The organism is Enterobacter sp. V87_3 (assembly GCF_029967835.1).
GTDB classification, from domain to species: Bacteria; Pseudomonadota; Gammaproteobacteria; order Enterobacterales; family Enterobacteriaceae; genus Enterobacter; species Enterobacter cancerogenus.
In genome coordinates, this window is sequence record NZ_JASCAM010000014.1 from 144,831 (window position 1) to 167,795 (window position 22,965).

The window sequence follows — 22,965 nt, forward strand, 5'->3', positions numbered from 1 at the left end:
GGAGGTTTTCATGTCAATCACACCACCTCATGAATGGGGTCTACAAAGCGATATCACCCCACGATTTGGCGCGAGATTAGTTCAGGAAGGCAAGCGTCTGCATTACCTGGCTGACAGGGCTGGTTTGACGGGGAGCTTTAGCCCGGAGCAACTGCAGAAACTGGATCAGACTTTCCCGCTGTTTATAGGTCAATTGGAAGCAATGCTGCGGTTCGGTGAGTTAAATCCACAGCAGCAACATCAGGTGAACATTCATCTTACGGGTTTAACCTGCATAGCTGACACCCGTGGTAGCTGCGGTTACGTTTACATTTCTATTTATCCAACCCCGTAACACCTTCTCTCTTCTTCTTTTCTCAGGATTCTATCCATGCACATTTCATCTGTACCGGCCACGGTGCCGGTTTCGTCACGTCTGTCGCCCGTACAGGTCTGGCAGCAACTGTTAACGTATCTGCTGGAGCACCATTACGGCCTCACACTAAACGACACGCCATTCCATGACGATACGGCCATTGAGGAGCATATCGATGCGGGAATCACGCTCGCCGATGCGGTGAATTTCCTGGTGGAACGTTATGAACTGGTACGCATCGACCGCAAAGGGTTTACATGGCAGGAGCAGACACCATTCCTGACAGCGACTGATATTCTCCGAGCCAGGCGAGCTACCGGATTAATAAATACCTGAATTCTTCGAGCCTCATTCCTGATTTTGACCTCTGAACTTCCCACCTTTTTTATTCATCGCATAATGCGCCTGCCACTCCCGGCAGGCGTGTTTGCTTTTATGGACGATTAACGATGCAAACAGAACCCGACGTGTTGACGGAACATAATGAACTGATCCTTTCGACCAGTATCGAACGTGTAGTCACTGGACGCGATACCGCACTTAAACAGATTGAACAACTCATTGAGCAGCTTGATGCCATATCACGGCTAACCTCAGAAATTGGCGGTGGTACAGCGCAAGACTGGGCGATGAAATCCGGGCACCGCTACGATAGCTGGCTGACTGAGAAGGCTGATAAAGCTATGCCTGCCGTCACTCGCAATATAGATCGCAGCATCTGGCGCGATTTGATGCTGAAGTCCGGCATGATGGCCTTGATGGATGCACAGGCTCGCGACCAGTGGCACAAGAACCTGGAGGAGGGCGACCTTCCTGCAATCAGCGAGGAGAATATCCTCAGTACCTTTGAACAACTGCACCTGAATAAAATAGATGTATTTGAGCGCGGGATCATCAACATCTTCAAAGGCCTGTCGTGGGATTACAAAACCAATAGTCCCTGCAGCTTTGGTAAGAAGATCATCATCAATAATCTGCTAAGTCACAATCGATGGGGATTTAGTCTGAACTGGGGTTGGCGGCGGGATCAACTGGTGGACCTGGAGAGAATGCTGTTTCTGCTGGATGGCAAACCCATCCCTGACAACCGGGGTGATATTTCTACCCGATTGATGGAGCATATTCGGGATAACCCGGCTAAGGACGTTTACGAAGATGAGTTCTTACTATCAAAAAGGTACAGCGCACCTAGCCTTCAAGCGTCTGGAGTTGATTGAGCGAATGAATGACATCATTGCTAAACACTATCCGGGAATGCTGGCTTCGAGATGATGAGAGGACTGATGTTGTCTTCGCCGCAGGTAGTTACGTGAACACAAACGTGCTATTTTAATAAGTGTTATTAATTTTTATTAAAAGGTGACGGTCATGAGACAACTCACGAAACAGACGATCAGTGCTCAGATCCCTTCAGAGCTTGCTGCGGCGGTTGAAAACCTGGCTATTGAACTGGATAGATCCAAAAGCTGGGTGATTAAAGAAGCGCTGACCGCCATGATTGAAGAGAGAGAACGGCGGCATCAGCAGATTTTGAAAGGGCTTGCTGATGTCGATGCGGGAAGAGTGGTTAGCCATGCGGATGTAGTTGACTTCGCTAACAAACTGAAAAAATCGTAACCCATGGAAATACAGTGGACCCAAAAGGCCCAGGATGATCTGGAGCGTATTTATAGGTTTGCCTGTCAATACAGTCGGCAACACGCTGACAACGTATTAGAGCGTTTGCTCATAGGAACCTCAGGGCTCGCGGAACATCCAAGAATCGGTGTTTCTCAGATAAGATATGAACCACGAGAAGTGAGAAAAATCTTGTTGGATGATTATGACGTTCACTATGAAATTCAGCGCGACACTATCTATATTGTTGACCTTTGGCATACCCGAGAGGATCGCTGAAGTTCGTCATCTTCTAGGTAACGCTTGCCCCGATTCGAGTCCCAAAATCAACGATTTAATGTGTTGGTATCGATGTTGGTACATTATCTAAATGTTATTTTTTATTGATTTTAAATCAAAGGATTAATCTTTATGTGCGAGTCCGGCCTTCGCACTCATCCTCTAAACACCTCATTCCTATGCCACTCCACAAAACCGTCCCCTGGATAATTCCCTTTCACCATCGGCAGCGCAATCTGCTTCCCGGCAAAATCCCAGAACAGCCGCCCAACGATCCCACTCCCATTCACCGCCTCGGACACAAGCACACGCATACTTTCATCCAGTCCAATCGATCCCTTATCAAACGCTTTATGATGAATTGCACACAGCGCCAGTCCGTTCGGGATCTCACAAGGCCCGCCAAACTGCTTCCACTTGATGTGCGCGGCTTCGAGCGCAACGGAGGTGTTATCGTGCCGCATGTTGAAGCCGCAGATGGCACATTCATAGTTATACGCACGCAGTACCTGCTGGCGGAATAGCGGATCGCGAACTCTACGGGTCTGGTGGATATCAAAGCCCATATCATCCGCGATCTCTTCCTGAATGCTTTCCGGGAAGTGCGCCTCAAGGATCTGCTGCGCCAGCGAGCCGATCAGCTTTTTGTTCTTACTCAACAGCGCATAGTGTTCTTTATCAAAACCGCCCGCGACCTTATGCTCCAGGAGCTCTCTTACAGGTGGCTGTTTGCTACCAGTGGTCGAACAGAACTCAGCATTTTTAAGATCCCAAAAACCATCTCCCTTGAGCCGCCAGAAGGGCATATTCGGGTAATGCGCCTTCCTTTGCGGGCCAAAGCGTTCTAACAGGTTAAGCAGCTGCTCGTGGACCTCGGTACCGTAGTCAAACAGTCGCGTATGTCCCTGCTGATATTTCGCCAGCACGTACAGAAGCAATAAAGGCTTATGCGGCGCGCGTTGTTCGCCTTTGCGCCAGATGGTGATGTCGGCAATTGCCTGTTCGAGAGTTTTGCTGGAAGCCATCGTGTTACGGAAGAAGGTAAATAATTGCGATGATGCTCGCAAAACCCAGACCAATCAACCCGCAATCAGCAAAAACATGACCTTACCGCACGCTAACCTTTTTCCTGAACCCTCCTCGCAAATTCCAAATTTCCCTTACAGCAAACCGCTGTATTTATATTCAGCCCTGTATAATGAGCACCAGAAGTTACGCCGAACGGCAATGGAAGAATAAAGAGAATTTAAATATGAATTCGCGATATGAAGGTGCTGCAACACCCCCATACCGCTAACCACTAGCAACTAGTAAGGAGTTGAAAATGGCTGCGACGAATTTTAAGCCAGAGTTTACCGTTTGCAAAACAGAATCAGACGCTTTCACCGGCATGATTGAAAACCGTGAGCGGGTACGCAAAAACAGCGCCCGCCGTTTACACGGCAACCGGCCGGAAAGCGCGCCCGTGCATCCACGGGCAGCAACGCCGGAGGAGAGCGCGGCCTGCTGCGAACTGTATGCACGCGTGGAGAATAAATATCTTCCTCTCGGCGGCGGCTGGTTAACCCGGGCGGGCTTTATCGACGGCATGCCCGTGAAAATCAGAGTGATGAAAGACTGTATTGTGATTACGCCACAACATACAAGAGAATTATGGGGATGCCTGGAAGGCATGAGTATGACGAATATAAATAAGCAGAAAGTCGCGCAGTGGTTAAACACATTTCCCGGGGCGCTGAATGATACGGGTGATATCCCGGTAATTAAACGCAGATAAACCTTCCTGTATCCGCGTTTATATTTACTCTGCACCGCCTGATACCCTGTGATACAACCTTAAGAGAAAAGGGCGGTATAGTCTTAAGGCTATACCGCCTGTTTCAGGCTATCGGGCCATCAGCGCAAATACGCCCCAGCCGAAGTATTCCCGTACGTACGTGACGTGGCGCTTGGGCGCAGCTGTCAGCTCCGCCCGGACCTCCTGCGCAAATTCATCGTCTGGGTTTGCCTCCAGCCGGCGTCGCATGGTCATCCATTTTGCGGCTTCGTATCTGTCCCAGCCTTCCTGGTCTGCCAGTACCATTTCGACCAGGTCATAGCCCTGTTCATCGAAAGAGTCGACAAGGTCGGGCAGTGTGAGGAAATCGGCCACCGACGAGACGCCACAGGCCTGGGCGATATCTTCAGTTGCCGGAACCTGACGCCAGTAAGGTTCGCCGATAAGCATCATCCCGCCAGGCCGGAGGCTTTTTGCCAGTAGGGCCATCGTCCCGGCAACGCCGCCTGCAATCCAGGTCGCACCCACGCAGGCCGCAACATCACATTTTTCATCTGCGATGTATCCGGCCGCGTCGTGATGAATAAAACGCACGCGTTCGCTCACGCCGAGTTCGTCAGCCCGGCGCTTTGCCTGTTTGGTGAAGAGAGGGCTCAGGTCGATGCCGGTGCCAGTAATGCCATGATCGCGCGCCCAGGTGCACAACATCTCCCCCGAACCACTGCCGAGATCGAGAATACGCGTGCCTGGCTTCATGCGTAATACGCGGCCCAGTGTGGCATATTTTTCCGGTGTGAACGGGTTATGAATGCGATGTTCGCTTTCGCTGATGGTAAAAATACGTGGGATATCCATCATCCTCTCCTTAACGATTATCAGGCTGGGCACGAACGTTGTTCAGCCCCGTAGTGTTAATGCGGTAGGGCTGACCGTTAACGGATTTGATCAGCTTTTTAGTTTTGAGTTTTTTGAAGACGGCGAGCGTACAGTCGGCAAGCAGCAGCCCTTCGCGGCTGTAGCATTCAACAGCGGTGACGCGGCCGGAGGTATCGCGAACGTGCGCAATACGTCCACCTTTGGCGAGAACGTGTAAGGTACGTTGTTCCTGACGGGATAAATTCATACTGGAAAACCTGTGTAATCATCATGTGCAAAACGTGCAAACACACAGCGGTGTCCGCATTCGATTTCGGCGCATTGATAATCAGTCCGGCCTGGAAGGTCGGGGAGCTGATTATCGGATGATTACATTCTCCAGCATCAAAGCCTCGGGTTGAGTTGAGAGGTATTTACAGAGTGAATGATAACACCTGTTTTTTATAAGGGAATGATCGGGTGGGAAAAGTGTGATCCAGGCCGAAGCCAGGCGATGCCCAACTGACCTGGCCCGATAGGAACAAGTTTCCTCGGGCCGCGTTTTTTCAAGTCGATTCATGCTATCGCCAAGTGATTCCAGGCATCTTTGTAAACTATATTCCCGTCACAGTGTTTCCAGGTGATTGCCTCATATCTTAGCTCGATCGTCTCTGCATGCGTTCCTGTTCCAGAACCCGGGAATAGATTTGGCGTAATACCCGTAATTTTTACATTCTCCAGGATAATGTTGAAATATTCTCTTTCGATTCCTGCATCATCTATTTGATACATTTTTATCGTAGCCGATTTTACTGTTTGGTTTTCACACAGCGCCCTGAAGAGAACGGGTGTTGTTTTATCAAACTCTTTCTGAACCGCAATCGGTGTATGTACACGAGTACCTGTTAATCGGCCTGTATTTCCACTCACAGGAATGCTGAGGTGATGAGCAACTGCTTTTAATTCAATAGCGCCTAACCGACCGTACACCATGGAACCTCCTATGACTGGTGAGCCATTAGCATCAGTTAACCAAAGATATGCTGGATTTGACATGATTATTCCTCATCTATATTTACAAAAGAAGGTAGACTAAACATCACTACGACCCATATGAATAAGCCAATAAGTTTCATAGGCCATGGTTCAAGAAGAGCTATACAGGCAAATGCACCGATAATCATTAAGGGGCCTGATAACACATCCAGGATTCCACCAAAAAAAGATATCTTTCCTGGCAGTAATTTATTCATTACTAATGAAATAATGTAAGCGCTTATGGTAATGATGCAAAAGGCGATTGTTTTATCATGCCAGGTTTCGAATTCAACCCAGCAAACGATATAGGCTAAGACTAAATACGAGCAAAGAAGCAGGTTCATAATTGGGATAATAAACTTACTCATACGTTCCTGCTGTAGTCTGTAAAATTAATGTTTCATTAACTTTCTTCATGATCTGATTAAATGCAGGCATACCTTCTGAATAACCTGCATGGATAGCGTCTACGAAAGGTTGGACGGCATCAGCGAATAAAAAATAAAGTAAATCGTAGTCTCTGGGCCTCAGAAGTTGATATACCTCTGGGGTTTCGGCTTTGAGTCTGTCAGATGTTCTGATTGAGCGTTCAGCCATTCCCGCAAACAAAAGAAGTGTACTTAGTGCCGTGATGGGATTACCTTTCCCTTTAAAAACAACAAATGTGAAGGATGTTCTTTCAATAACATGCTTCGCAATAGTTGATGCAATAATATTTGTTGATATTCTACCCGCAATTGAAGTCATTACAGATCTGTATATTTTATCCTGTTCCGCTTCAGTTAAATATCTGTTGAACGCTTTGAATATAACTTTGACTGCGTTGACAATGTTTTCGTAATTCAAAATATCGTTTTTTATGGTAGTGACTATTCGTATGCGTTGAGTTTCACGAGCAATCCTGGTATCTGTGTCAAAGATACCATAAACCAGATACCCATAATCTAACGGTACAGATAGCCATCCATTTATAAGCCCAGTAACTGTATCAGGAGAAACTATTATGCTGCATAATCTCCGGGCTATACCTTCTACATCAGCCATAAAAATCCTTTAAATACGCAATAAAGGATTTATCAATCTAATATTAATGTGATTGAAGCAATTTATATTATCTAAATAAGAAATTAAGAATTGTTAGAGGTATCAATTATATCTTTAATGAGATAATCAGCGGCTTCGTGTCAAACCCACGCACTCCACCGCTAAATCTACTTTAACTAAACACCGGCACCCCCAGCCCAACCTTCACCTCCCTCAACGTCTCCTGCGTCACTCCCTGCGCCCGTTCGGTCCCGCGCCTGAGCATCGCCATTAGTTCCCCTTTGTCTTGCATGTACATCGCCCTCCGCTCCCGCATCGGCGCAATCAGCTCCTGCAGGCACGCCTCCAGCTCGTTCTTACACATACGGTCCCCAAGCCCGCCCGCCTGATAGTGCGCCTTCATCGCCGCCACTTTGTCCTTGTCCGGATGAAACGCGTCGAGGTACGTAAACACCACGTTCCCTTCAATTTGCCCCGGGTCGCTCACCTTGAGGTGGTTCGGGTCGGTGTACATCGCGCTGACCGCACGGTGGATAGTCTCTTCGCTGGCCGAAAGGTGCAGCGTGTTGCCGAGCGATTTCGACATCTTGGCGCTGCCGTCGATGCCGGGCAGACGGCTGGTGTCGCTCAGCAACGCCTTACAGTGGCGCAGCACCGGGGCGGGCAGCAGGCTGTTCATCTTGTGCACAATCTCGTTGGTCTGCTCAATCATCGGCAGCTGGTCGTCGCCTACGGGTACGCACTCGGCCTTAAACGCCGTGATGTCCGCCGCCTGGCTGATGGGGTAGGCCATAAACCCGACCGGCAGCGAGCGGGCGAAGCCTTTCTGGGCAATCTCATTTTTCACCGTCGGATTTCGCTCCACGCGGGCGACGGTGACGATGTTCATATACAGCATCGTCAGCTCCGCAAGCGCGGGCAGGGCGGATTGCAGGCAGATCGTGGTCAGGTTCGGGTCGATGCCCGCCGCAAGATAGTCGGCCAGCACTTCAGGGATGTTATCGCGGATCTTCTGCGGGTTGCTGCCGTTGTCGGTCAGGCCCTGCAGGTCGGCAATCAGTACAAACTGGTTATGCGTCTGCTGGAGCGCCACGCGCTGGCGCAGCGATCCGACGAAATGGCCGAGATGCAGCGGGCCGGTTGGACGGTCGCCGGTGAGGATGGTTTGCGTGTTCATAAAGACTCCTTAATGTGCAGTTGCCGAAAGGGGTCTTAGAAAAGTGAAAGCCGCCTTTCGGCGGCTATCTGAAACAGGGAAAACAACTCCGTGCCGCCTTTAAGAAGGCAGCCACCAGCGGTTTACGGTATGTACGGAAGAAAGAGTGTTCATCTTGCTAACCTATCACGGTTATGCAGAAGGTTGAACCGCTTTTATGTTTTTTATAACTATTTCAAAATTAGCACTACCAAAACTCCTGCTAACATAAACGTAATTAAACCCAGGAAAAAACGGATTTCATTCAGCCTGTTACGTTGTTTTGTTACATCAGTCTTTAACCCTAAAATGTGCTTAAGCACTAAGGCGCTGTGCTCATCCTTGTCCCTGGGTAAAACATCTACTGCCGGGATATTTTCTGCATGGTTGGCCAGTATTCCTCCGCCAGCGCCAGCACAAGCGAGGATTGCCAAATTTTTGAAAATTTCCATGCTGTTTCTGAAATCGTCGGTCATGATGTCTGCATAGCTATGATTGAATAAATCAGGAATGCCGATACTTAAAAATATTCCTACGAAAATAAGCGATATACCTTTCATTCTGCGATCGAGGCGGGTACTTTCCAGTATCGATAAAAAGCCAATAGACAGTCCAGCCAGCAAAAATAGCCACGCGGTATTCAGACTGGTGTAACGAACGATGCCGCACCCTGTTATACAGAGAAGGATGGCTAAAATTAGAAAGAAAAGATTGTTGGTCCAAAAGGATGATTTTGTTTTCATTTTGTGTTGGTAATGTGGAGTAAAGACGAACCACTATATGAGAACGCCTCTTTTTTTGCTGCTGTCATTTTTGGGGGGATATCTATAGTTGGATAGATATTAACTTTGCCTCAAGGCCTACCCATCAATAAGAAGGTTTTCAGTGCTTCAATCACTCAACCACCTGACCCTCGCGGTCAGCGACCTGCATAAAAGCGTCACCTTCTGGCACGAACTGCTTGGGCTGACGCTGCACGCCCGCTGGGATACCGGGGCCTATCTCACCTGCGGCGACCTGTGGGTTTGCCTGTCACACGACGAGGCGCGCCAGTATGTGCCACCGCAGGAGAGCGACTACACCCACTACGCGTTTACCGTGGCGGAGGCGGAATTTGAACCGTTCTCAAATAAGCTGGAACAGGCAGGCGTTACCGTCTGGAAGCAGAACAAAAGCGAGGGGGCGTCGTTCTATTTTCTCGACCCGGATGGGCACAAGCTGGAATTACACGTGGGCAACCTCGCCGCGCGGCTGGCGGCGTGTCGCGAGAAGCCCTATGCGGGCATGGTCTTTACCTCAGACGAGGCTTGATGCCCGCACCTTCAGCCGGCCCGCCAGGGTTACGTGCGTGGCGGCATCTTCCTGATTGCACAGGTACTCCACCGCCAGCCGGCCCAGTTCGCTGTAAGGCAGTTGAATACTGGTCAGCGGCGGGGTGAGCTGCTCGGAGATCTTCTGGTCGTCGTAACCCGCCAGCAGCATATCCTGCGGGAGACGAACGCCGTTCACCGCCAGCGCCTGATAGCAGCCGATCGCCAGCCAGTCGCTGGCGCAGAAGATGGCGTCCGGACGTTCGGCCATGTCAAGCAGGGAGGCGGTAGCGGTAAAAGATTCGCTGAACTGCCAGTTGGTCTGGCGCACCAGGCTCTCGTCACATGTTAAACCGGCCTGCTGTAATGCGGCCTGGTAGCCTGCCAGACGCTGGCGCGAGGCCTCCATCCAGCTCTCGCCGGTGATGTGGGCGATGCGCGTCGCGCCGCAGGCGATGAGGTGTTTCGTCACCTGGAAAGCGTTGGCGAAGTCGTCCGGAACAAAGGAGGGCAGCAGCGGCGAGCCGGGGTCGCGCTGGTTGAGCAGCACCAGCGGAATGCGGGTGCAGTCCTGAAACGCGGTCATGTCCACCAGCGTGGTGACGGGGGACGCGAGGATAATCCCGATGCAGTTGCGCTTCTCCAGCTGGCGGATGATGTTCAGGGCCAGCTCAATGTCATCCCCGTAATCGTACACTGTGAGCAGCGCTTCGTTGCGCCACGCGGCTTCTCGCGCCTGGCTAATGGCGTCGATAAAGGGATCGTAGCTTTGCAGCGAGCTCACCAGCAGGGCGATCTCTTCCTGGTTGCGCGGGGCGTGGACGGCGGGAAGACGGTCGTAGCCCAGGTCGGTGGCAATGCCGATCACCCGCTGGCGGGTTTCGTCGCTGAGCTTGATGTTGCGCGACTGGCTAAGCACCAGCGATACCGTCGCCTGCGACACCCCCGCCGCCCGCGCAATGTCGTTCATCGTCACTTTTGTCTTTCGCTTCATTCGTCCTCTCCCTCTCGCGAATTCGCATCATACCTTAACCGTCCGCTTCCGCGCCGCCGATCACGTTTCTTCTTCAACGAAGCGTGAACTTTGTGAGAAGCATCGCTTTTCTCATCACCGCGATTTGCTCATTTATCCCGCAGCTAATATTTATTAGCTAAACATTATCAGTGTGAGGATACGCAATGAAAGAGCAATGGAGCAAGGACCAGGCGCAGGCGTGGTATCAGCAGCAAGGCTGGCTGTGCGGGTTTAACTACCTGCCCTCCACGGCGGTGAACTGGACCGATATCTGGCAGCAAGAGACCTTCGATGCCGACACGATCGACCGCGAACTGGGCTGGGCGGCCGACGCGGGGTACAACACCCTGCGCATCAATCTGCCATTTATTGTCTGGGAGCACGATCGCGACGGCCTGATGGCACGCATCGACCGTTTTCTGACGATTGCCGATAACCGTGGGTTCAGCACCATGCTGACCCTGATGGACGACTGCGGATTCTCCGGCGATGAACCGTACCTTGGCCCGCAGAAGCCGCCCGTGCCGGGCAAGCATAACAGCCAGGCGGCGGCGAGCCCGGGGCGCGATAAAGTGTGCGATCGCGACTGCTGGCCGCAGATTGAGCGCTATATCCGCGACGTTGTTCGCCATTTCCGCGACGACAAGCGCGTGCTGCTGTGGGATCTGTATAACGAGCCGGGCAACCGCGGCATTTTCGCCACGGGCACGGAAGAGGTGCTGTACGACGAGAAGCTGGAAACCTGCGCGCACGAGTTGATGAAGCTGGCGTTCAGGTGGGTACGTGAAGAAGACCCGACCCAGCCGCTCACCGTCTGCGCGTGGCGGCTGCCGGCGGAAGAGGAGGGTGAGACGTTCTACCAGCATCCGCTGGACCAGACCGCGCTGGAACTGTCGGACGTGGTGAGCTACCACGCCTATACCAATACCGGGCGCATGACGGCGATTATCCAGCAGCTGCAGGCGCTGGGCCGCCCGATCTTCTGCACCGAATGGCTGGCGCGCCACGTCGGCGGCACCATTGAAGAGCAGCTGCCGCTGATGTACATAGCGAAGGTCGCGCCGTACCAGTGGGGCCTGGTGCGCGGAAAAACCCAGACCTGGCTGCCGTGGCCGGTGGTGATGAAAGAGTCCACGGACTACTGCCGCCTGTGGTTCCACGATGTGTTCGAGGAGAACGGCATTCCGTTCTCGCGCGCGGAAATCGCGCTGATGCAGAAGCTGCGTAAAATCGCCCCGAACGTGCAGGGCTAATAATAACGACCCGGCGGTCCACCGCCGGGCAACAGGCAGGCATATGACGATGGCAATGACAATGAAAATACCGTCTCGCGAGTTATGGTCTTACTTTGGTTATGGTTTAGGTCAGTGTTTTAGCTTTGGACTAGTGGGTTCGTTTATTAACTATTTTTACACCGACGTGCTGGGGATCTCGGCGCTGGCGGCGAGCACCATCTTCCTGATTGCCCGGGCGTGGGATGCGGTCCACGACCCGCTGTTTGCCAGCATTATGGACACCATTAACACCCGGTTCGGCAAATTTCGCCACTTTTTGCTGCTGGCACCGTTGCTGATCACCGCGGTTACCCTGCTGGCGTTCTATAAAATCGAAGCGGATATGACCACCAAAATCCTCTACGCCGGGGTGACGTACATCCTGTGGGGGACGCTATATGCCATCTCCGATATCCCGTTCTGGTCCATGTCCTCGGTGATGACCAACGACTCCGGCCAGCGCACCCGTGCGGTGACGGCGGCAATGCTGGGAGTCAACGCCGGGATTGCCTGCGCCAACATCTTCTTCCCGAAGCTGGCGGCGTTCTTCGCCCAGTACAGCAACGATAAAGGCTACTTTATGGCGGCGCTGGTCATGATGCTGGTGGGCCTGCCGCTGATGCTTAACGGCTTTATGCAGATCAAAGAGCGCGTGCCGCCCAGCCCCGAAAAGGTGACGATGCGCGATACGTTCCACAACCTGCGCCAGAATAAGCCGCTGTTTATCGTCCTGCTGTCGTTCTTTTTCTGCGTGTTCCATAACGTGGCCAACGGGATTTACATCTACTTCTTTATCTACAACCTGGGCGACGGCAGCCTGCAGATGGCGATTGGCATCATGGGGATAGTGGCGGCGGTGGTGTGCCTGGTCGCCCCGATGCTGACGCGCAGGATGCAGAAACGAAAGCTGTTTATGATCCTCTGCTGGCTGGACGTGGCGGTACGCGTGGTGATGTGGTTTGCGGGCTATCAGCACACGGCGCTGCTGTTCATCCTGCTCGGCCTGAGCACGCTGTTCGTGATGATGACCAACATCCTCACCTCGTCGATGATTGCCGATACTATCGAGTACGCCGAGTACCACACCCACAAGCGTTGCGCGGCGATCACCTTCTCCGGGCAGACCTTTACCGGCAAGATGTCCGTCGCGGTGGGCGGCGGGTTAATCGGCGTGTTCCTGACGATGATTGGCTATGTGCCGCAGGCGCAAACCCAGAGCGACGGCGTGCTCACGGGGCTGTTCTTCGGCATCTGCCTGCTACCGGCCATCGGCTCGCTGATCCGGCTGGGTTGCATGTCGCGCTTCACCTTTACCGAGGAGAAGCATGCGGAGATTTGCCGCCTGCTGGCGGAGCGGAACGCGTCTGCGAAAGCGCCGGGAGGCGGCTGCGCCTTACCCGGCCTGCAAAATCAAACCTCACAGGGCTGATAAGCGAAGCGCCAACAGGCTGCGCGTTTATGCCCCGACAAGTTCTATGCGGTTGCCGTCGGGGTCGGCAATCACCGCTTCGTAAAAACCGTCCCCGGTCAGGCGCGGCGCACCGAGCAGGGTGCCGCTTGCCCGCGCCACCGCCGCCATGCTGTCGACGTTCGCTTTGCTGCCAACGTCGATAGCAATATGCGCCCAGCCGATAAACTCCGGGTACGCGGGCGCGTCGGGCAGGTCCGGCAGCGTCATCAGCTCAATCGTGGGGCCGTTATCGAGCGTAATAAAATGTGATTCAAACCCCGGACGGTTTTGACTGACATAGCGTTCGTTGCTGCGCCCGCCAAAAACCGTTTCCCAGAACTGAACCTGTGCATCGAGATGACGGGTCCAGAGTGCGACATGCGCAATATGCATAAACTCCCTCCGTGTTTGTGTCTGCGGACTTTAACAGGTAAAACAGGCTACACTCTGGTTTTGAGCGCGACATGCTGAGGAAACAACAATGCACTACACACTGAAAGAAAGCGACAAGGAAAAAGCGGAAGGGTCAAACGGCGCGGGCGCTCTGCAGCAAAAACTGCTGGAGTCCCGCTCCATTGTGATCTCCGGTGAGATCAACCAGGAGCTGGCGCAGAAAGTCATCACCCAGATGATCCTGCTGCAAAGCGTGAGCAACGATCCGATCAAGCTGTATATCAACAGCCAGGGCGGCCACGTCGAAGCGGGTGATACCATCCATGACTTCATCAAGTTCATTCGCCCGGAAGTCCACGTCATCGGTACCGGTTGGGTGGCAAGCGCGGGGATCACCATCTTCCTGGCGGCGAAAAAAGAGCACCGCTACTCGCTGCCGAATACCCGCTTTATGATCCACCAGCCGCTGGGCGGCGTGCGCGGCCAGGCAACGGATATCGAGATTGAAGCGCGCGAGATCATCCGCATGCTGGATCGCGTGAACAAGCTGATCGCCGACGCCACCGGCCAGCCGCTGGAAAAAGTGAAAAAAGATACCGACCGCAATTTCTGGATGTCTCCGGCAGAAGCGTTGGACTACGGCATTGTGGGCAAAATGATTACCCATTACGACGAGCTGAAGCTCGATTAAGCACTCACGCCGTGTATGTGTCGGGTGGCGGCTTCGCCTTGCCCGACCTACATTCCCAGGCATTTTATCCTCGCTTGACCCACGACAAAGCAGCCCGTCTCGCTCTCTTCCATAATCGCGCCTGTCTACCCTCTCAATGGTGCTACCCATGGCGTATCAACTGAACCTGAACTGGCCGGAATTTCTCGAAAAATACTGGCAGAAACAACCCGTTGTGCTGAAAAATGCCTTCCCGAATTTTGTCGATCCGATTACGCCGGACGAGCTGGCCGGTCTGGCCATGGAGCCGGAGGTGGATAGCCGTCTGGTGAGCCATGCCAATGGTAAATGGCAGGCCAGCAATGGCCCGTTTGAGCATTTCGACGATCTTGGCGAAACCGGCTGGTCCCTGCTGGCGCAGGCGGTAAACCACTGGCATATGCCTGCGGCCGAGTTGGTGCGTCCGTTCCGCGTGCTGCCGGACTGGCGTCTTGATGACCTGATGATCTCCTTCTCTGTGCCGGGCGGCGGCGTGGGTCCGCACATTGACCAGTACGACGTGTTTATCATTCAGGGGATGGGCAGCCGTCGCTGGCGCGTGGGGGACAAGCTGCCGATGCGTCAGTTCTGCCCGCATCCTGCCCTGCTGCACGTCGATCCGTTTGAGCCCATCATTGATGAAGATCTGGCGCCGGGCGATATCCTCTACATTCCGCCTGGATTCCCGCATGACGGTTTCACCCACGAAACCGCGCTGAACTACTCCGTCGGTTTCCGCGGGCCAAACGGTCGCGATCTGATCAGCAGCTTTGCCGATTACGCCCTGGAAAACGATCTTGGCGGCGAGCACTACAGCGATCCGGATCTGACCTGCCGTGAGCATCCGGGCCGCGTTGAGCAGTACGAACTCGATCGCATTCGTCAGATGATGTTCGATATGATCGCCAAACCCGATGATTTCACAAAGTGGTTCGGCAGCTTTGTCTCTACGCCGCGTCACGAGCTGGATATCGCTGCGGCGGAGCCACCGTACGCGCCGGAAGAGGTGCTTGATGCCCTGCAGGGGGGAGAAACGCTGTCCCGTCTGAGCGGTCTGCGCGTGCTGAACATTGGCGAACGTTTCTTTATCAACAGCGAGTTGCTGGAAACGGTGGATGCGAAAGGGGCAGATGCGCTGTGCCGCTACACCGACCTGGGTCAGGCCGAGCTTGGCGAGGCGCTGAATAACCCGGCGTTTGTAGAAGAGCTGACCGACCTGATTAACCAGGGCTACTGGTTCTTCGACGAGTAAAGCAAAGCGGCGTTTAGCCAGGCTAAACGCCGCGTCAGTCAGACCAGCATATTACAGGCTTTCCAGTAGTTCAGGAGCCGTTCATCGTCACGCTCTCTTTCCGCTTTGATTTTCATAGCCTGTGCCAGATTTTCTCGTGAAACTTCATGGCCTTTTTGCACGATGTCTAATACCGCTTCACCAAGAGCCAGCGAAATTTCTGCCCGATTATTGTCAATCGTCATTAATACCTCCTCATGGGTTGCGAAAGAGTAATTATAAAAGATAGGTAAATGCGCAGGAATAATTCATATAATTCTTATTCCTGCGCTATTAAAAGTTGCGCGCTTAAGTAGCCCTGAATTTATAGCCTGTCAATGTTGTTTCAAAATGCTAATAAACGCCTGGAAACCCAATTTATGGACTACAGTTAATTCCGTGCAACAGCCAAATAACCGAAACAGGAGAAACAACATGATTAATAAAAGCGAAATTAAGGATCATACTCAGGTTGTAGCCAGCTGCGGAACGCACGTCGGCGTAGTTGACCATCTGGACGGTGAGCGCATCAAGCTCTCGAAAAGCGACCCTGAATCAGGCGGCAAGCACCACTTTATTCCTCTCGGCTGGGTCGACAAGGTTGAGGATAATAAAGTCGTGCTGACCAAAAACCATAAAGAGGTTTTTGCTGAGTGGCAAGAAGCATAAAAACGCTTTGTCGCAGAGAAATATCTATTTTCGCTCCGGCTTCGTCCGGAGCGTAATAGTGTCTGCGGCCCGTGATTGCTGCCATTGCAAATGAATGGTACTGTTTTGCCTGTCTTTTCCCCGATGCAGGCACATAATTATGCTCCAGAGTGAAAATAGATCAGCGAAGCGCATTTTTTTTGTTGAGGATTTTCAGCTATTCGGCGAGCGCTACGGCATCGATTATCGTTTCCCGCAGTTAAATAATGCGCATGACCGCGGCAGCCCCGTGTTGCAGGGGAATGTGGAAGAGATGACGCTTTCGTCCGGCATTTCTCTCACCCATTCCGATGTGCGTGTATTACAGCCCTATGAAACCACCTCTCGCCACAGCAGCCCGCTCTATATGCTGGTAGTGCTGGAAGGGTGCGTAACGCTCACGATCAATGGCATCGACTACACCGTTCGCCCCGGCATGGCATTCAGCTCAAGGCTGAGTGAAGAGCAGGTGATGTGCGCGCGTCACGAAGCCGACAGCTCGTTGAAAACGCTTTCGTTTGGCGTGTACCCGCACGATGCGGGACGTGACGCCCTGCTTGAGTCGCTGCTTGTGGAATGGCACAGCCTGAATGCACCTACCTTTGTCTGGCATGTTCCTGAGTACGTTATGTCAGGCATTCAACATGCGCAGCAGCATGGAGGAAGCGCGCTCTCACGCAAGCTGTTACTGGAAGGGCTGATGTATCAGTTGCTGGGTCATGGCCTGAGCCACCGCCAGAAGCCTGGCCCGAGCCGGCCTGAGCATGCGCGCCTGGAACGCGTGCGGAGTCTGCTGGAACAGTTCCCTGAACGCGATCATACGCTGGCGCAGCTGGCAGCCCTTGCCGCCATGAGCCCAAGCAGCCTGCGCAGCAAGTTCCGTCAGCGCTACGGCTGCACGCTCTTCGACTACCTGCGCGACTGCCGCCTTGCGCTGGCGCGTCGCTATCTGCTGGAAGGCCACAGCGTGCAACAGGCGGCGTGGATGTGCGGGTATCAACATGCCACCAACTTCGCCACTGCCTTTCGCCGTCATTACGGAATTTCACCGGGTGACGTGCGTAAACTCCGCTAACGTAATTTCGCTTATCGCGCGAACGTATTCCGTGCGCTTTAGCATCGCGCATACATAACCTGGCGGCACGCATAGCCGTTTGCACTCTCAAAAAGGTAATAATTCTTATTAACAATAAGAAATATCTCTGGAGAGAGTTATGTTTGCTAAATCGCGTCTGGCACTGCTGGTGGGATGGGTTACCGGTAGCGTCGCTTTTCCGTTACTGGCGCAGGATGCGCAAAAAACAGATACCGTGGTGGTCACGTCGCAGATGCAGTCTGCGGCCACCAAGCTTGAAACGCCGGATATTGAAACCCCGCAGTCGGTCTCTATTGTCACCCGCGAGCAGTTCGAAGAGCAGGGCGCGACCAGCGTGCGTCAGGCCGTGAGCTACACGCCGGGGGTGTACAGCAACCAGATTGGTGCATCAAACCGCTTCGACTACATCGTCCTGCGTGGCTTCTCGGACGGCAGCCTGGATAACGTCTACCTCGATGGCCTGAAGATGATGGGAGACACCAACTCCCACAGCTCGCTGGTGGTTGACCCGTGGTTCCTGGACAATATCGAAGTCGTTCGCGGCCCGGCCTCCGTGCTCTATGGCCGTTCATCGCCGGGCGGAATCGTTGCGCTCACCTCCCGTAAGCCGTCGTTCGATCCGGGCGGGGAGATCAAGCTCTTCGCCGGGAACAACAATCAGCGTGGGGCGATGTTCGACGTCACCGGCCCGGTTGATGATAACGATCGCGTGGCGGTGCGACTCAGCGGGATGACCCGCTACGCCGATTCCCAGTTCGATCCCCTGAAGGAAGAGCGTTATGCGCTGATGCCGAGCCTGACCTGGCGCATCACCGACAACACTCGTCTGGAGCTGATGGCCTACCTGCACCGGGATCCTGAAGGCGGCAGCCACTCCGGCCTGCCGTATGACGGCACCGTTGTACCGCACAGCGGTAAGAAAATATCTAATACCTTCTATGAAGGTGAAGACGATTACGACAAGTACGATCGTCGGGAAAATATGGTCGGCTATAACGTTGAGCACATGTTTGAGAGCGGCTGGTCCGTGCGCCAGAAGCTGCGCTACCTGCACACCAACGTGGAGCTGAACCAGGTATATGCCGCAGGCTGGCTGAACGACACCGAGTTGAACCGCGGCTATTCCGGCTCCGACGAGAAGATGAACGCCATCACCCTGGATAACCAGGTCGACGGCAGCTTCGATACCTGGGCGGTGAATCACCGCGTGCTGATCGGCATGGACTATCAGGACCGCACCAACAACGTGACCGGATATTACGGCGGCTTCCCGCCGATTGACGCCTTCCACCCGGTCTACGGCGCGAAGCCGGACTACATCACCCAGTACAGCAGGGAAAAGCACAAGCTGCGCCAGACCGGCTATTACCTGCAGGATCAGATGTCCGTTGACCGCTGGCGCCTGACGCTGGGCGGGCGTTATGACCAGGTGAGCGTGTCGAACGTCGACAACTTCAACCACACCCGCAGCGACCTGGATAAGAACAACTTCAGCAGTCGCGCGGCGCTGCTGTATCTGTTTGATAACGGCGTCGCGCCGTACGTGAGCTACTCCACCGCCTTTACGCCGACCAGCTTTGCCGACGAACAGGGCAACATTCTTGATCCCATGAAGGGCAAGCAGTGGGAAGCGGGGGTGAAGTATGAGCCGGAGGGGATGAACAGCCAGTTCAGCGCCTCGGTGTTCCGTATTAACCAGAAGAACATTGCCACCAAAGAGGAACCGACCGATCCGTACCGTTCCATCGGTGAAATCGAGTCCGAAGGCGTTGAGCTGGAGGCGATCGGTCAGCTGACCGACAGCCTGCGCATGCAGGCGGCCTATACCTATACCGATATCCGCTACAAGAAAAGTAGCCCGGAAGAGGAGGGCAAGCGCGCCGTCTATGCCCCGCGTAACATGGCCAGCGCCTGGCTAAGCTACGACGTGAAAACCGGTCCGCTCGATGGCCTGACCGTGGGTTCCGGCGTGCGCTATGTCAACGGGATCACCAGCGATCGCCAGAATACCCATACGCTGCCGTCGTACACGCTGGTGGATATGGTGGTGGGGTATGATCTGTCGAAAGTCGGGCTCACGGGCGTAAGCGCGCAGCTCAACGTCAATAACCTGACAGACAAGAGCTACGTGGCGGCGTGTAATTCTCTCTCTTACTGCTACTTCGGGGCAGAACGCAGCATTGTGGGCAGCGTTTCATGGAGGTTCTGAGCCGCTGATTTTGCCGGGGGGAGCGGTTTTCTCCCTCTCCCTGTGGGAGAGGGGCGGGGTGAGGGCATCAGGCCGCACTACTCCTCCATGGCGATCACAATTGCCTCGCCCATTTTCTTCAGCGCATCGCGATTTTTCTCGGTCGCAGGCAACGCCACGTTGATCCGCAGGCAGTTGCGATACTTGCCGGACGCCGAAAACAGCGACCCGGCCGCCGCCTGAATTTTTAGCCTGCACAGCTGCTTACTCACACACACCATGTCCACTTTCTCCGGCAGCTCCACCCACAGCAGGAAACTTCCCTGGGGGCGCGTTACGCAAATCTCCGCCGGAAAATACTGGCGCACCCAGCAGGTGTAGGTTTCCATATTTTGCTGGTAAATCTGGCGCATACGCCGCACGTGGCGATGATAATGCCCCTCGCGGATAAACGCCGCCACTGCCATCTGGGTACCCGGTACGTTAAAACCGCCCGCGGCATATTTCATGTGCATGACCCGGTCGTAATAGCGCCCCGGCACAATCCAGCCGACGCGCAGCCCGGGCGCGACGGTTTTGGTAAAGGAACTGCACAAGATCACACGCCCATCAATGTCCATGGAGTGGATGGTACGTGGCCGCGGGTATTCCGCCGCCAGCTCGCCGTAGATGTCGTCCTCGACGATGACGATATCGTGCCGCTGAGCCAGCGTCAGCACTTGTTTTTTACGCGCCTCCGGCATAATAAATCCGAGTGGGTTATTGCAGTTCGGCACGAGGATCACCGCTTTAATCGGCCACTGCTCCAGCGCCAGCTCTAACGCCTCAACGCTGATGCCCGTCTCGGGATCGGTCGGAATTTCAATCGCCTTGATATCAAACCCGCGCAGCATCTGCATGGTGCCGTGAAACGACGGAGACTCCACCGCCACGATATCGCCCGGCTTGCACACCGACAGCAGGGCGATGGAGAGCGCCCCGTGGCAGCCGTTGGTGATCACAATTTCGTTCGCCGCCACGGCCGAACCGCCGTCCAGCATCAGGCGCGCTATCTGCTCGCGCAGCTCCAGTCGCCCGTCGAGCACGTCATAGCTCAGCATCTCCCCCGGATTATGCTGCGCAATGCGGCTCATCTCGCGCCACAGCGGTTTCAGGCTCGGCTGGGTGATGTCCGGCGAACCGCCGCCAAAGGAGATCATCTCTTTGTCGGCGCGGGCATCCAGCAGCATCATCACCTCATCCCACTGGGTGACGTCAACCGGGCGCTGCACCGGGCGCGTCATCGCCGGGACCGGCGGCTGGGCTTTGGGCTGCGAGACAAAATAGCCGGAGCGCGGTTGAGGGGTGATGAGCTGGAGGTTTTCAAGGATTTGGTAGGCCTGCTGTATGGTACTGATGCTCACGCCGTGCTCCTGGCTCAGCGCACGTACCGAGGGCAGACGTTCACCGCTACGATACAGCCCTTGTTGAATGCGTTCTGCCAGGAGATTGGCGAGATGTTGGTAACGGGTCATGCTGTATCCTCAGTGTTCACCATACAGATAATAAAACCAGTACAGATTGCCGCAAAAAACGCCATGCAGATACCGTTCTAACGGATCTGTATGTTAAAGAAAAGGTGTTTTTGAGTCTGTATTGTTAATAGCGATCTCCGCGATGATATCTCCACTGGCACAGCGAGGAGAGCATCATGGAATTCTTTGAGAATCGTTCGAAACGTCCGTTTATCCTGTTTATCTGGATCGGTAAAACGCTTTGCAACTGGTATCGCATCAACCGTACCCGCCGCATTCTGAGTCAGATGAGTGACGAGCAGCTCAAAGACGTTGGGCTGTCACGGCATGACGTGTGAGGCATCTCTCACCCGGTGGCGCTACGCTTACCGGGCCTGCTCGAACATGTAGGCCGGGTCAGGCGCAGCCGCCACCCGGCGATTTCAGCTCAACAGCGCAAGCGTCTGCCGTTTCGGCCTTTCCAGTAAATCCAGCGCCTCCTGATACGTCCGCACGTTGTTATAGCCCATCACCAGCCCGTAACGTTTGCCCGACCCGCGATACCACTCGGAGAGCGCATTGACCTGCAGCTGCTGTTCCTGCCAGCAGCGCGCGATCTCCCGGTCGCAGCTTCCCTTCGTCAGAAACGCCACGATATGCATTCCGCCGTCGTTTTGCTCGGTGAAAAACCGGTCGCCATACACCTCACGCAGGGCGGCAATCATCCACTCCCGGCGGGTCTGGTACAGCGTACGCATTTTCTTGAGATGCCGGAAAAAATGCCCCTCGTTCAGAAACGCGGTGAGGATCTTTTGCGTCAGCACGGGCTGGCCGCTGGTGACGAGGTCTGCGCAGTCGGTAAAGGCGTCGACGGTGCTGGCGGGCATCACCAGGTAGCCCATGCGCAGGGAGGGCATAATGGTTTTGCTGAAGGTTCCCATAAAGATCACCCGGTCGTGATGGTCGAGGCTTTTCAGCGAGGGCAGTACCTTGCGGGTGTAGTGAAATTCGCCGTCGTAATCGTCCTCAATGATCCAGGCTTCGTTCTGGCTCGCCCAGTCCAGCAGCTGCTGTTTGCGCGGCAAAGAGAGAGTTACCGCCAGCGGGCTTTGATGCGAGGGCGTAACGAGGGCAAAGCGCGCATCGCGATGGTTACGCAGCAGATAATCGATATCCATGCCCGCGCGGTCGACCGGCACGGTGTGCAGGCGCGGCAATATGCGCTTGAGCAGCTGCTGTCCCATAAAATAGCCGGGATCTTCAAACACCACTTTGTCGCTGCGGCTGGCGAGAGTATCAAGGATCAGGCGCAGGCTGCCGCTGTAGCCACTGGTGATCAGCACCTGTTCCGGCGTGCAGGCCAGCCCGCGTGAGATATTCAGATAGCGGGCAATGGCCTCACGCAGCGGATACCAGCCCAGCACGGGCGGGCTGAGCATCTCCTCCTGACGCATCGAGCGCGTCGCCTGGCCCGACAGCAGCAGCCATTTTTTATAGGGGAAGCTGTCAAGAGAGGGGATGCCGGGGCGCAGAAAACCGGCGCGCTCGCGCTGGCTAATCAGCGATTCCGGCAGCGTGCCGGTGGTCTGTTCGGCAGGCGCATTTTTTGCGGGCAGCAGAAGATCCGGATTCACTTTCGTGCCGCGCGCGCCCTGGCTCACCAGATAGCCTTCGCCGATGAGAATGGCGTAGGCCGTTTCGACGGTTTTGCGCGCCACCTTCATCTCTTCGGCCAGCACGCGGATCGCGGGGACCTTATCGCCGGGTTTAAGTACGCCGCGCGTGATGTTGTCGCGATAGCGGGTATAGATATCGTGATAGCCCGGTTTCATGTCCTACCTCGTTTTGCAGGTTTTGTACCTTTTGTACTATGTCATATTGCGGATACATTTACCTCACCGCATGACCTGTGCCGCACAA

General features: G+C 54.3%; 26 protein-coding genes and 2 pseudogenes. 15 read left to right on the forward strand and 13 right to left on the reverse strand.

Annotated features, from left to right (window positions below; translation table 11 throughout):
* Window positions 1-10 precede the first annotated feature (10 nt).
* From QLG21_RS06810 to QLG21_RS06830, 5 genes and pseudogenes are all read left to right on the forward strand, one after another.
* Complete coding sequence (locus QLG21_RS06810; RefSeq protein WP_282484116.1) at window positions 11-334, forward strand: type IV toxin-antitoxin system YeeU family antitoxin; 324 nt, start codon at window positions 11-13, stop codon at window positions 332-334.
* 36 nt (window positions 335-370) lie between these two features.
* Window positions 371-691 carry a TA system toxin CbtA family protein gene (locus QLG21_RS06815; protein ID WP_034917128.1) on the forward strand — a complete coding sequence of 107 codons (321 nt, stop codon included), beginning with the start codon at window positions 371-373 and terminating at the stop codon, window positions 689-691.
* Window positions 692-804: 113 nt separating this feature from the next.
* Window positions 805-1,627 (forward strand): annotated as a pseudogene (locus tag QLG21_RS06820) (DUF4942 domain-containing protein).
* Window positions 1,628-1,723: 96 nt separating this feature from the next.
* The gene (locus tag QLG21_RS06825; RefSeq protein ID WP_282484117.1) at window positions 1,724-1,972 is read left to right on the forward strand and encodes a ribbon-helix-helix domain-containing protein; all 249 of its coding nucleotides are present in this window, start codon (window positions 1,724-1,726) and stop codon (window positions 1,970-1,972) included.
* 3 nt (window positions 1,973-1,975) lie between these two features.
* Window positions 1,976-2,251 (forward strand): type II toxin-antitoxin system RelE/ParE family toxin, encoded by a 276-nt coding sequence (locus tag QLG21_RS06830; RefSeq protein ID WP_282484118.1) that lies wholly within the window; start codon window positions 1,976-1,978, stop codon window positions 2,249-2,251.
* A gap of 155 nt (window positions 2,252-2,406) precedes the next feature.
* Here QLG21_RS06830 and QLG21_RS06835 read toward each other — a convergent pair whose 3' ends face one another.
* Complete coding sequence (locus QLG21_RS06835; RefSeq protein WP_282484119.1) at window positions 2,407-3,276, reverse strand: phosphorothioated DNA-binding restriction endonuclease; 870 nt, start codon at window positions 3,274-3,276, stop codon at window positions 2,407-2,409.
* A gap of 299 nt (window positions 3,277-3,575) precedes the next feature.
* Here QLG21_RS06835 and QLG21_RS06840 point away from each other — a divergent pair, with 299 nt between their 5' ends.
* On the forward strand, window positions 3,576-4,028 hold the full coding sequence (locus tag QLG21_RS06840; protein ID WP_282484147.1) for a SymE family type I addiction module toxin: 453 nt from the start codon (window positions 3,576-3,578) through the stop codon (window positions 4,026-4,028).
* A gap of 108 nt (window positions 4,029-4,136) precedes the next feature.
* Here the strand turns inward: QLG21_RS06840 and QLG21_RS06845 are convergent, their stop codons facing one another.
* The 7 genes from QLG21_RS06845 to QLG21_RS06875 form a co-directional block, all read right to left on the reverse strand.
* Complete coding sequence (locus tag QLG21_RS06845; protein ID WP_282484148.1) at window positions 4,137-4,883, reverse strand: class I SAM-dependent methyltransferase; 747 nt, start codon at window positions 4,881-4,883, stop codon at window positions 4,137-4,139.
* 10 nt (window positions 4,884-4,893) lie between these two features.
* Window positions 4,894-5,151 (reverse strand): YjhX family toxin, encoded by a 258-nt coding sequence (locus QLG21_RS06850; RefSeq protein WP_006174186.1) that lies wholly within the window; start codon window positions 5,149-5,151, stop codon window positions 4,894-4,896.
* Window positions 5,152-5,459: 308 nt separating this feature from the next.
* The gene (tssD, locus tag QLG21_RS06855; protein ID WP_282484120.1) at window positions 5,460-5,939 is read right to left on the reverse strand and encodes a type VI secretion system tube protein TssD; all 480 of its coding nucleotides are present in this window, start codon (window positions 5,937-5,939) and stop codon (window positions 5,460-5,462) included.
* A 2-nt stretch (window positions 5,940-5,941) separates the two neighbouring features.
* Window positions 5,942-6,289, reverse strand: a complete 348-nt coding sequence (locus tag QLG21_RS06860; RefSeq protein ID WP_282484121.1) for a hypothetical protein — start codon at window positions 6,287-6,289, stop codon at window positions 5,942-5,944.
* Window positions 6,282-6,965, reverse strand: coding sequence for a hypothetical protein (locus tag QLG21_RS06865; protein ID WP_282484122.1), 684 nt, complete (start codon window positions 6,963-6,965; stop codon window positions 6,282-6,284). Before QLG21_RS06865 ends, QLG21_RS06860 begins: the two co-directional genes overlap by 8 nt.
* Before the next feature lie 172 nt (window positions 6,966-7,137).
* Window positions 7,138-8,142 carry a tryptophan--tRNA ligase gene (gene trpS, locus QLG21_RS06870; RefSeq protein ID WP_282484123.1) on the reverse strand — a complete coding sequence of 335 codons (1,005 nt, stop codon included), beginning with the start codon at window positions 8,140-8,142 and terminating at the stop codon, window positions 7,138-7,140.
* Window positions 8,143-8,351: 209 nt separating this feature from the next.
* Entirely contained in the window at window positions 8,352-8,903 is a 552-nt protein-coding gene (locus QLG21_RS06875; protein WP_127463533.1) for a hypothetical protein, read from the reverse strand.
* 142 nt (window positions 8,904-9,045) lie between these two features.
* Here QLG21_RS06875 and fosA point away from each other — a divergent pair, with 142 nt between their 5' ends.
* Window positions 9,046-9,471 carry a FosA/FosA2 family fosfomycin resistance glutathione transferase gene (gene fosA, locus QLG21_RS06880; protein ID WP_282484124.1) on the forward strand — a complete coding sequence of 142 codons (426 nt, stop codon included), beginning with the start codon at window positions 9,046-9,048 and terminating at the stop codon, window positions 9,469-9,471.
* Here the strand turns inward: fosA and QLG21_RS06885 are convergent.
* Window positions 9,457-10,464 (reverse strand): LacI family DNA-binding transcriptional regulator, encoded by a 1,008-nt coding sequence (locus QLG21_RS06885; RefSeq protein ID WP_282484125.1) that lies wholly within the window; start codon window positions 10,462-10,464, stop codon window positions 9,457-9,459. The two genes, fosA and QLG21_RS06885, sit on opposite strands and share 15 nt — an antisense overlap.
* Before the next feature lie 185 nt (window positions 10,465-10,649).
* Here QLG21_RS06885 and QLG21_RS06890 point away from each other — a divergent pair, with 185 nt between their 5' ends.
* Together QLG21_RS06890 and QLG21_RS06895 are read left to right on the forward strand one after the other, a co-directional pair.
* Complete coding sequence (locus QLG21_RS06890) at window positions 10,650-11,738, forward strand: cellulase family glycosylhydrolase (protein ID WP_282484126.1); 1,089 nt, start codon at window positions 10,650-10,652, stop codon at window positions 11,736-11,738.
* A 49-nt stretch (window positions 11,739-11,787) separates the two neighbouring features.
* Entirely contained in the window at window positions 11,788-13,188 is a 1,401-nt protein-coding gene (locus QLG21_RS06895; RefSeq protein ID WP_282484127.1) for an MFS transporter, read from the forward strand.
* A 27-nt stretch (window positions 13,189-13,215) separates the two neighbouring features.
* On the opposite strand, the gene QLG21_RS06900 is transcribed toward QLG21_RS06895, so the two are convergent.
* Window positions 13,216-13,602, reverse strand: coding sequence for a VOC family protein (locus QLG21_RS06900; RefSeq protein WP_088208789.1), 387 nt, complete (start codon window positions 13,600-13,602; stop codon window positions 13,216-13,218).
* Window positions 13,603-13,687: 85 nt separating this feature from the next.
* On the opposite strand from QLG21_RS06900, the pseudogene QLG21_RS06905 reads away from it, so the two are divergent.
* A pseudogene (locus tag QLG21_RS06905) lies at window positions 13,688-14,293 on the forward strand (ATP-dependent Clp protease proteolytic subunit); the annotation flags it as partial.
* Window positions 14,294-14,441: 148 nt separating this feature from the next.
* The gene (locus QLG21_RS06910; RefSeq protein ID WP_282484128.1) at window positions 14,442-15,563 is read left to right on the forward strand and encodes a cupin domain-containing protein; all 1,122 of its coding nucleotides are present in this window, start codon (window positions 14,442-14,444) and stop codon (window positions 15,561-15,563) included.
* Window positions 15,564-15,601: 38 nt separating this feature from the next.
* Here QLG21_RS06910 and QLG21_RS06915 read toward each other — a convergent pair whose 3' ends face one another.
* A complete protein-coding gene (locus tag QLG21_RS06915) occupies window positions 15,602-15,787 on the reverse strand; it encodes a hypothetical protein (RefSeq protein WP_006174165.1) in 186 nt (61 codons plus the stop codon).
* Between the two features lie 229 nt (window positions 15,788-16,016).
* Between QLG21_RS06915 and QLG21_RS06920 the strand changes: the two genes are divergently transcribed.
* From QLG21_RS06920 to foxA, 3 genes are all read left to right on the forward strand, one after another.
* A complete protein-coding gene (locus QLG21_RS06920) occupies window positions 16,017-16,250 on the forward strand; it encodes a DUF2171 domain-containing protein (RefSeq protein ID WP_006174163.1) in 234 nt (77 codons plus the stop codon).
* 139 nt (window positions 16,251-16,389) lie between these two features.
* The gene (locus QLG21_RS06925) at window positions 16,390-17,343 is read left to right on the forward strand and encodes a helix-turn-helix domain-containing protein (RefSeq protein ID WP_088208790.1); all 954 of its coding nucleotides are present in this window, start codon (window positions 16,390-16,392) and stop codon (window positions 17,341-17,343) included.
* Between the two features lie 121 nt (window positions 17,344-17,464).
* Window positions 17,465-19,573 (forward strand): ferrioxamine B receptor FoxA, encoded by a 2,109-nt coding sequence (foxA, locus tag QLG21_RS06930; RefSeq protein ID WP_282484149.1) that lies wholly within the window; start codon window positions 17,465-17,467, stop codon window positions 19,571-19,573.
* Window positions 19,574-19,650: 77 nt separating this feature from the next.
* On the opposite strand, the gene QLG21_RS06935 is transcribed toward foxA, so the two are convergent.
* Window positions 19,651-21,066: a PLP-dependent aminotransferase family protein gene (locus tag QLG21_RS06935; protein ID WP_282484129.1), complete on the reverse strand. Its 1,416-nt coding sequence runs from the start codon at window positions 21,064-21,066 to the stop codon at window positions 19,651-19,653.
* Between the two features lie 176 nt (window positions 21,067-21,242).
* On the opposite strand from QLG21_RS06935, the gene QLG21_RS06940 reads away from it, so the two are divergent.
* Window positions 21,243-21,404, forward strand: coding sequence for a DUF1127 domain-containing protein (locus QLG21_RS06940; RefSeq protein ID WP_058609595.1), 162 nt, complete (start codon window positions 21,243-21,245; stop codon window positions 21,402-21,404).
* An 84-nt stretch (window positions 21,405-21,488) separates the two neighbouring features.
* On the opposite strand, the gene QLG21_RS06945 is transcribed toward QLG21_RS06940, so the two are convergent.
* The gene (locus QLG21_RS06945; RefSeq protein WP_282484130.1) at window positions 21,489-22,877 is read right to left on the reverse strand and encodes a PLP-dependent aminotransferase family protein; all 1,389 of its coding nucleotides are present in this window, start codon (window positions 22,875-22,877) and stop codon (window positions 21,489-21,491) included.
* Window positions 22,878-22,965: the final 88 nt, after the last annotated feature.

Excerpts from the sequence above, each read along its gene's own strand:
- QLG21_RS06810 (WP_282484116.1), top strand. The coding sequence starts at position 11 with ATGTCAATCACACCACCTCATGAATGGGGTCTACAAAGCGATATCACC.
- QLG21_RS06815 (WP_034917128.1), top strand. The coding sequence starts at position 371 with ATGCACATTTCATCTGTACCGGCCACGGTGCCGGTTTCGTCACGTCTG.
- QLG21_RS06825 (WP_282484117.1), top strand. The coding sequence starts at position 1,724 with ATGAGACAACTCACGAAACAGACGATCAGTGCTCAGATCCCTTCAGAG.
- QLG21_RS06830 (WP_282484118.1), top strand. The coding sequence starts at position 1,976 with ATGGAAATACAGTGGACCCAAAAGGCCCAGGATGATCTGGAGCGTATT.
- QLG21_RS06835 (WP_282484119.1), bottom strand. The coding sequence starts at position 3,276 with ATGGCTTCCAGCAAAACTCTCGAACAGGCAATTGCCGACATCACCATC.
- QLG21_RS06840 (WP_282484147.1), top strand. The coding sequence starts at position 3,576 with ATGGCTGCGACGAATTTTAAGCCAGAGTTTACCGTTTGCAAAACAGAA.
- QLG21_RS06845 (WP_282484148.1), bottom strand. The coding sequence starts at position 4,883 with ATGGATATCCCACGTATTTTTACCATCAGCGAAAGCGAACATCGCATT.
- QLG21_RS06850 (WP_006174186.1), bottom strand. The coding sequence starts at position 5,151 with ATGAATTTATCCCGTCAGGAACAACGTACCTTACACGTTCTCGCCAAA.
- tssD (WP_282484120.1), bottom strand. The coding sequence starts at position 5,939 with ATGTCAAATCCAGCATATCTTTGGTTAACTGATGCTAATGGCTCACCA.
- QLG21_RS06860 (WP_282484121.1), bottom strand. The coding sequence starts at position 6,289 with ATGAGTAAGTTTATTATCCCAATTATGAACCTGCTTCTTTGCTCGTAT.
- QLG21_RS06865 (WP_282484122.1), bottom strand. The coding sequence starts at position 6,965 with ATGGCTGATGTAGAAGGTATAGCCCGGAGATTATGCAGCATAATAGTT.
- trpS (WP_282484123.1), bottom strand. The coding sequence starts at position 8,142 with ATGAACACGCAAACCATCCTCACCGGCGACCGTCCAACCGGCCCGCTG.
- QLG21_RS06875 (WP_127463533.1), bottom strand. The coding sequence starts at position 8,903 with ATGAAAACAAAATCATCCTTTTGGACCAACAATCTTTTCTTTCTAATT.
- QLG21_RS06885 (WP_282484125.1), bottom strand. The coding sequence starts at position 10,464 with ATGAAGCGAAAGACAAAAGTGACGATGAACGACATTGCGCGGGCGGCG.
- QLG21_RS06890 (WP_282484126.1), top strand. The coding sequence starts at position 10,650 with ATGAAAGAGCAATGGAGCAAGGACCAGGCGCAGGCGTGGTATCAGCAG.
- QLG21_RS06895 (WP_282484127.1), top strand. The coding sequence starts at position 11,788 with ATGGCAATGACAATGAAAATACCGTCTCGCGAGTTATGGTCTTACTTT.
- QLG21_RS06900 (WP_088208789.1), bottom strand. The coding sequence starts at position 13,602 with ATGCATATTGCGCATGTCGCACTCTGGACCCGTCATCTCGATGCACAG.
- QLG21_RS06910 (WP_282484128.1), top strand. The coding sequence starts at position 14,442 with ATGGCGTATCAACTGAACCTGAACTGGCCGGAATTTCTCGAAAAATAC.
- QLG21_RS06915 (WP_006174165.1), bottom strand. The coding sequence starts at position 15,787 with ATGACGATTGACAATAATCGGGCAGAAATTTCGCTGGCTCTTGGTGAA.
- QLG21_RS06920 (WP_006174163.1), top strand. The coding sequence starts at position 16,017 with ATGATTAATAAAAGCGAAATTAAGGATCATACTCAGGTTGTAGCCAGC.
- QLG21_RS06925 (WP_088208790.1), top strand. The coding sequence starts at position 16,390 with ATGCTCCAGAGTGAAAATAGATCAGCGAAGCGCATTTTTTTTGTTGAG.
- QLG21_RS06935 (WP_282484129.1), bottom strand. The coding sequence starts at position 21,066 with ATGACCCGTTACCAACATCTCGCCAATCTCCTGGCAGAACGCATTCAA.
- QLG21_RS06940 (WP_058609595.1), top strand. The coding sequence starts at position 21,243 with ATGGAATTCTTTGAGAATCGTTCGAAACGTCCGTTTATCCTGTTTATC.
- QLG21_RS06945 (WP_282484130.1), bottom strand. The coding sequence starts at position 22,877 with ATGAAACCGGGCTATCACGATATCTATACCCGCTATCGCGACAACATC.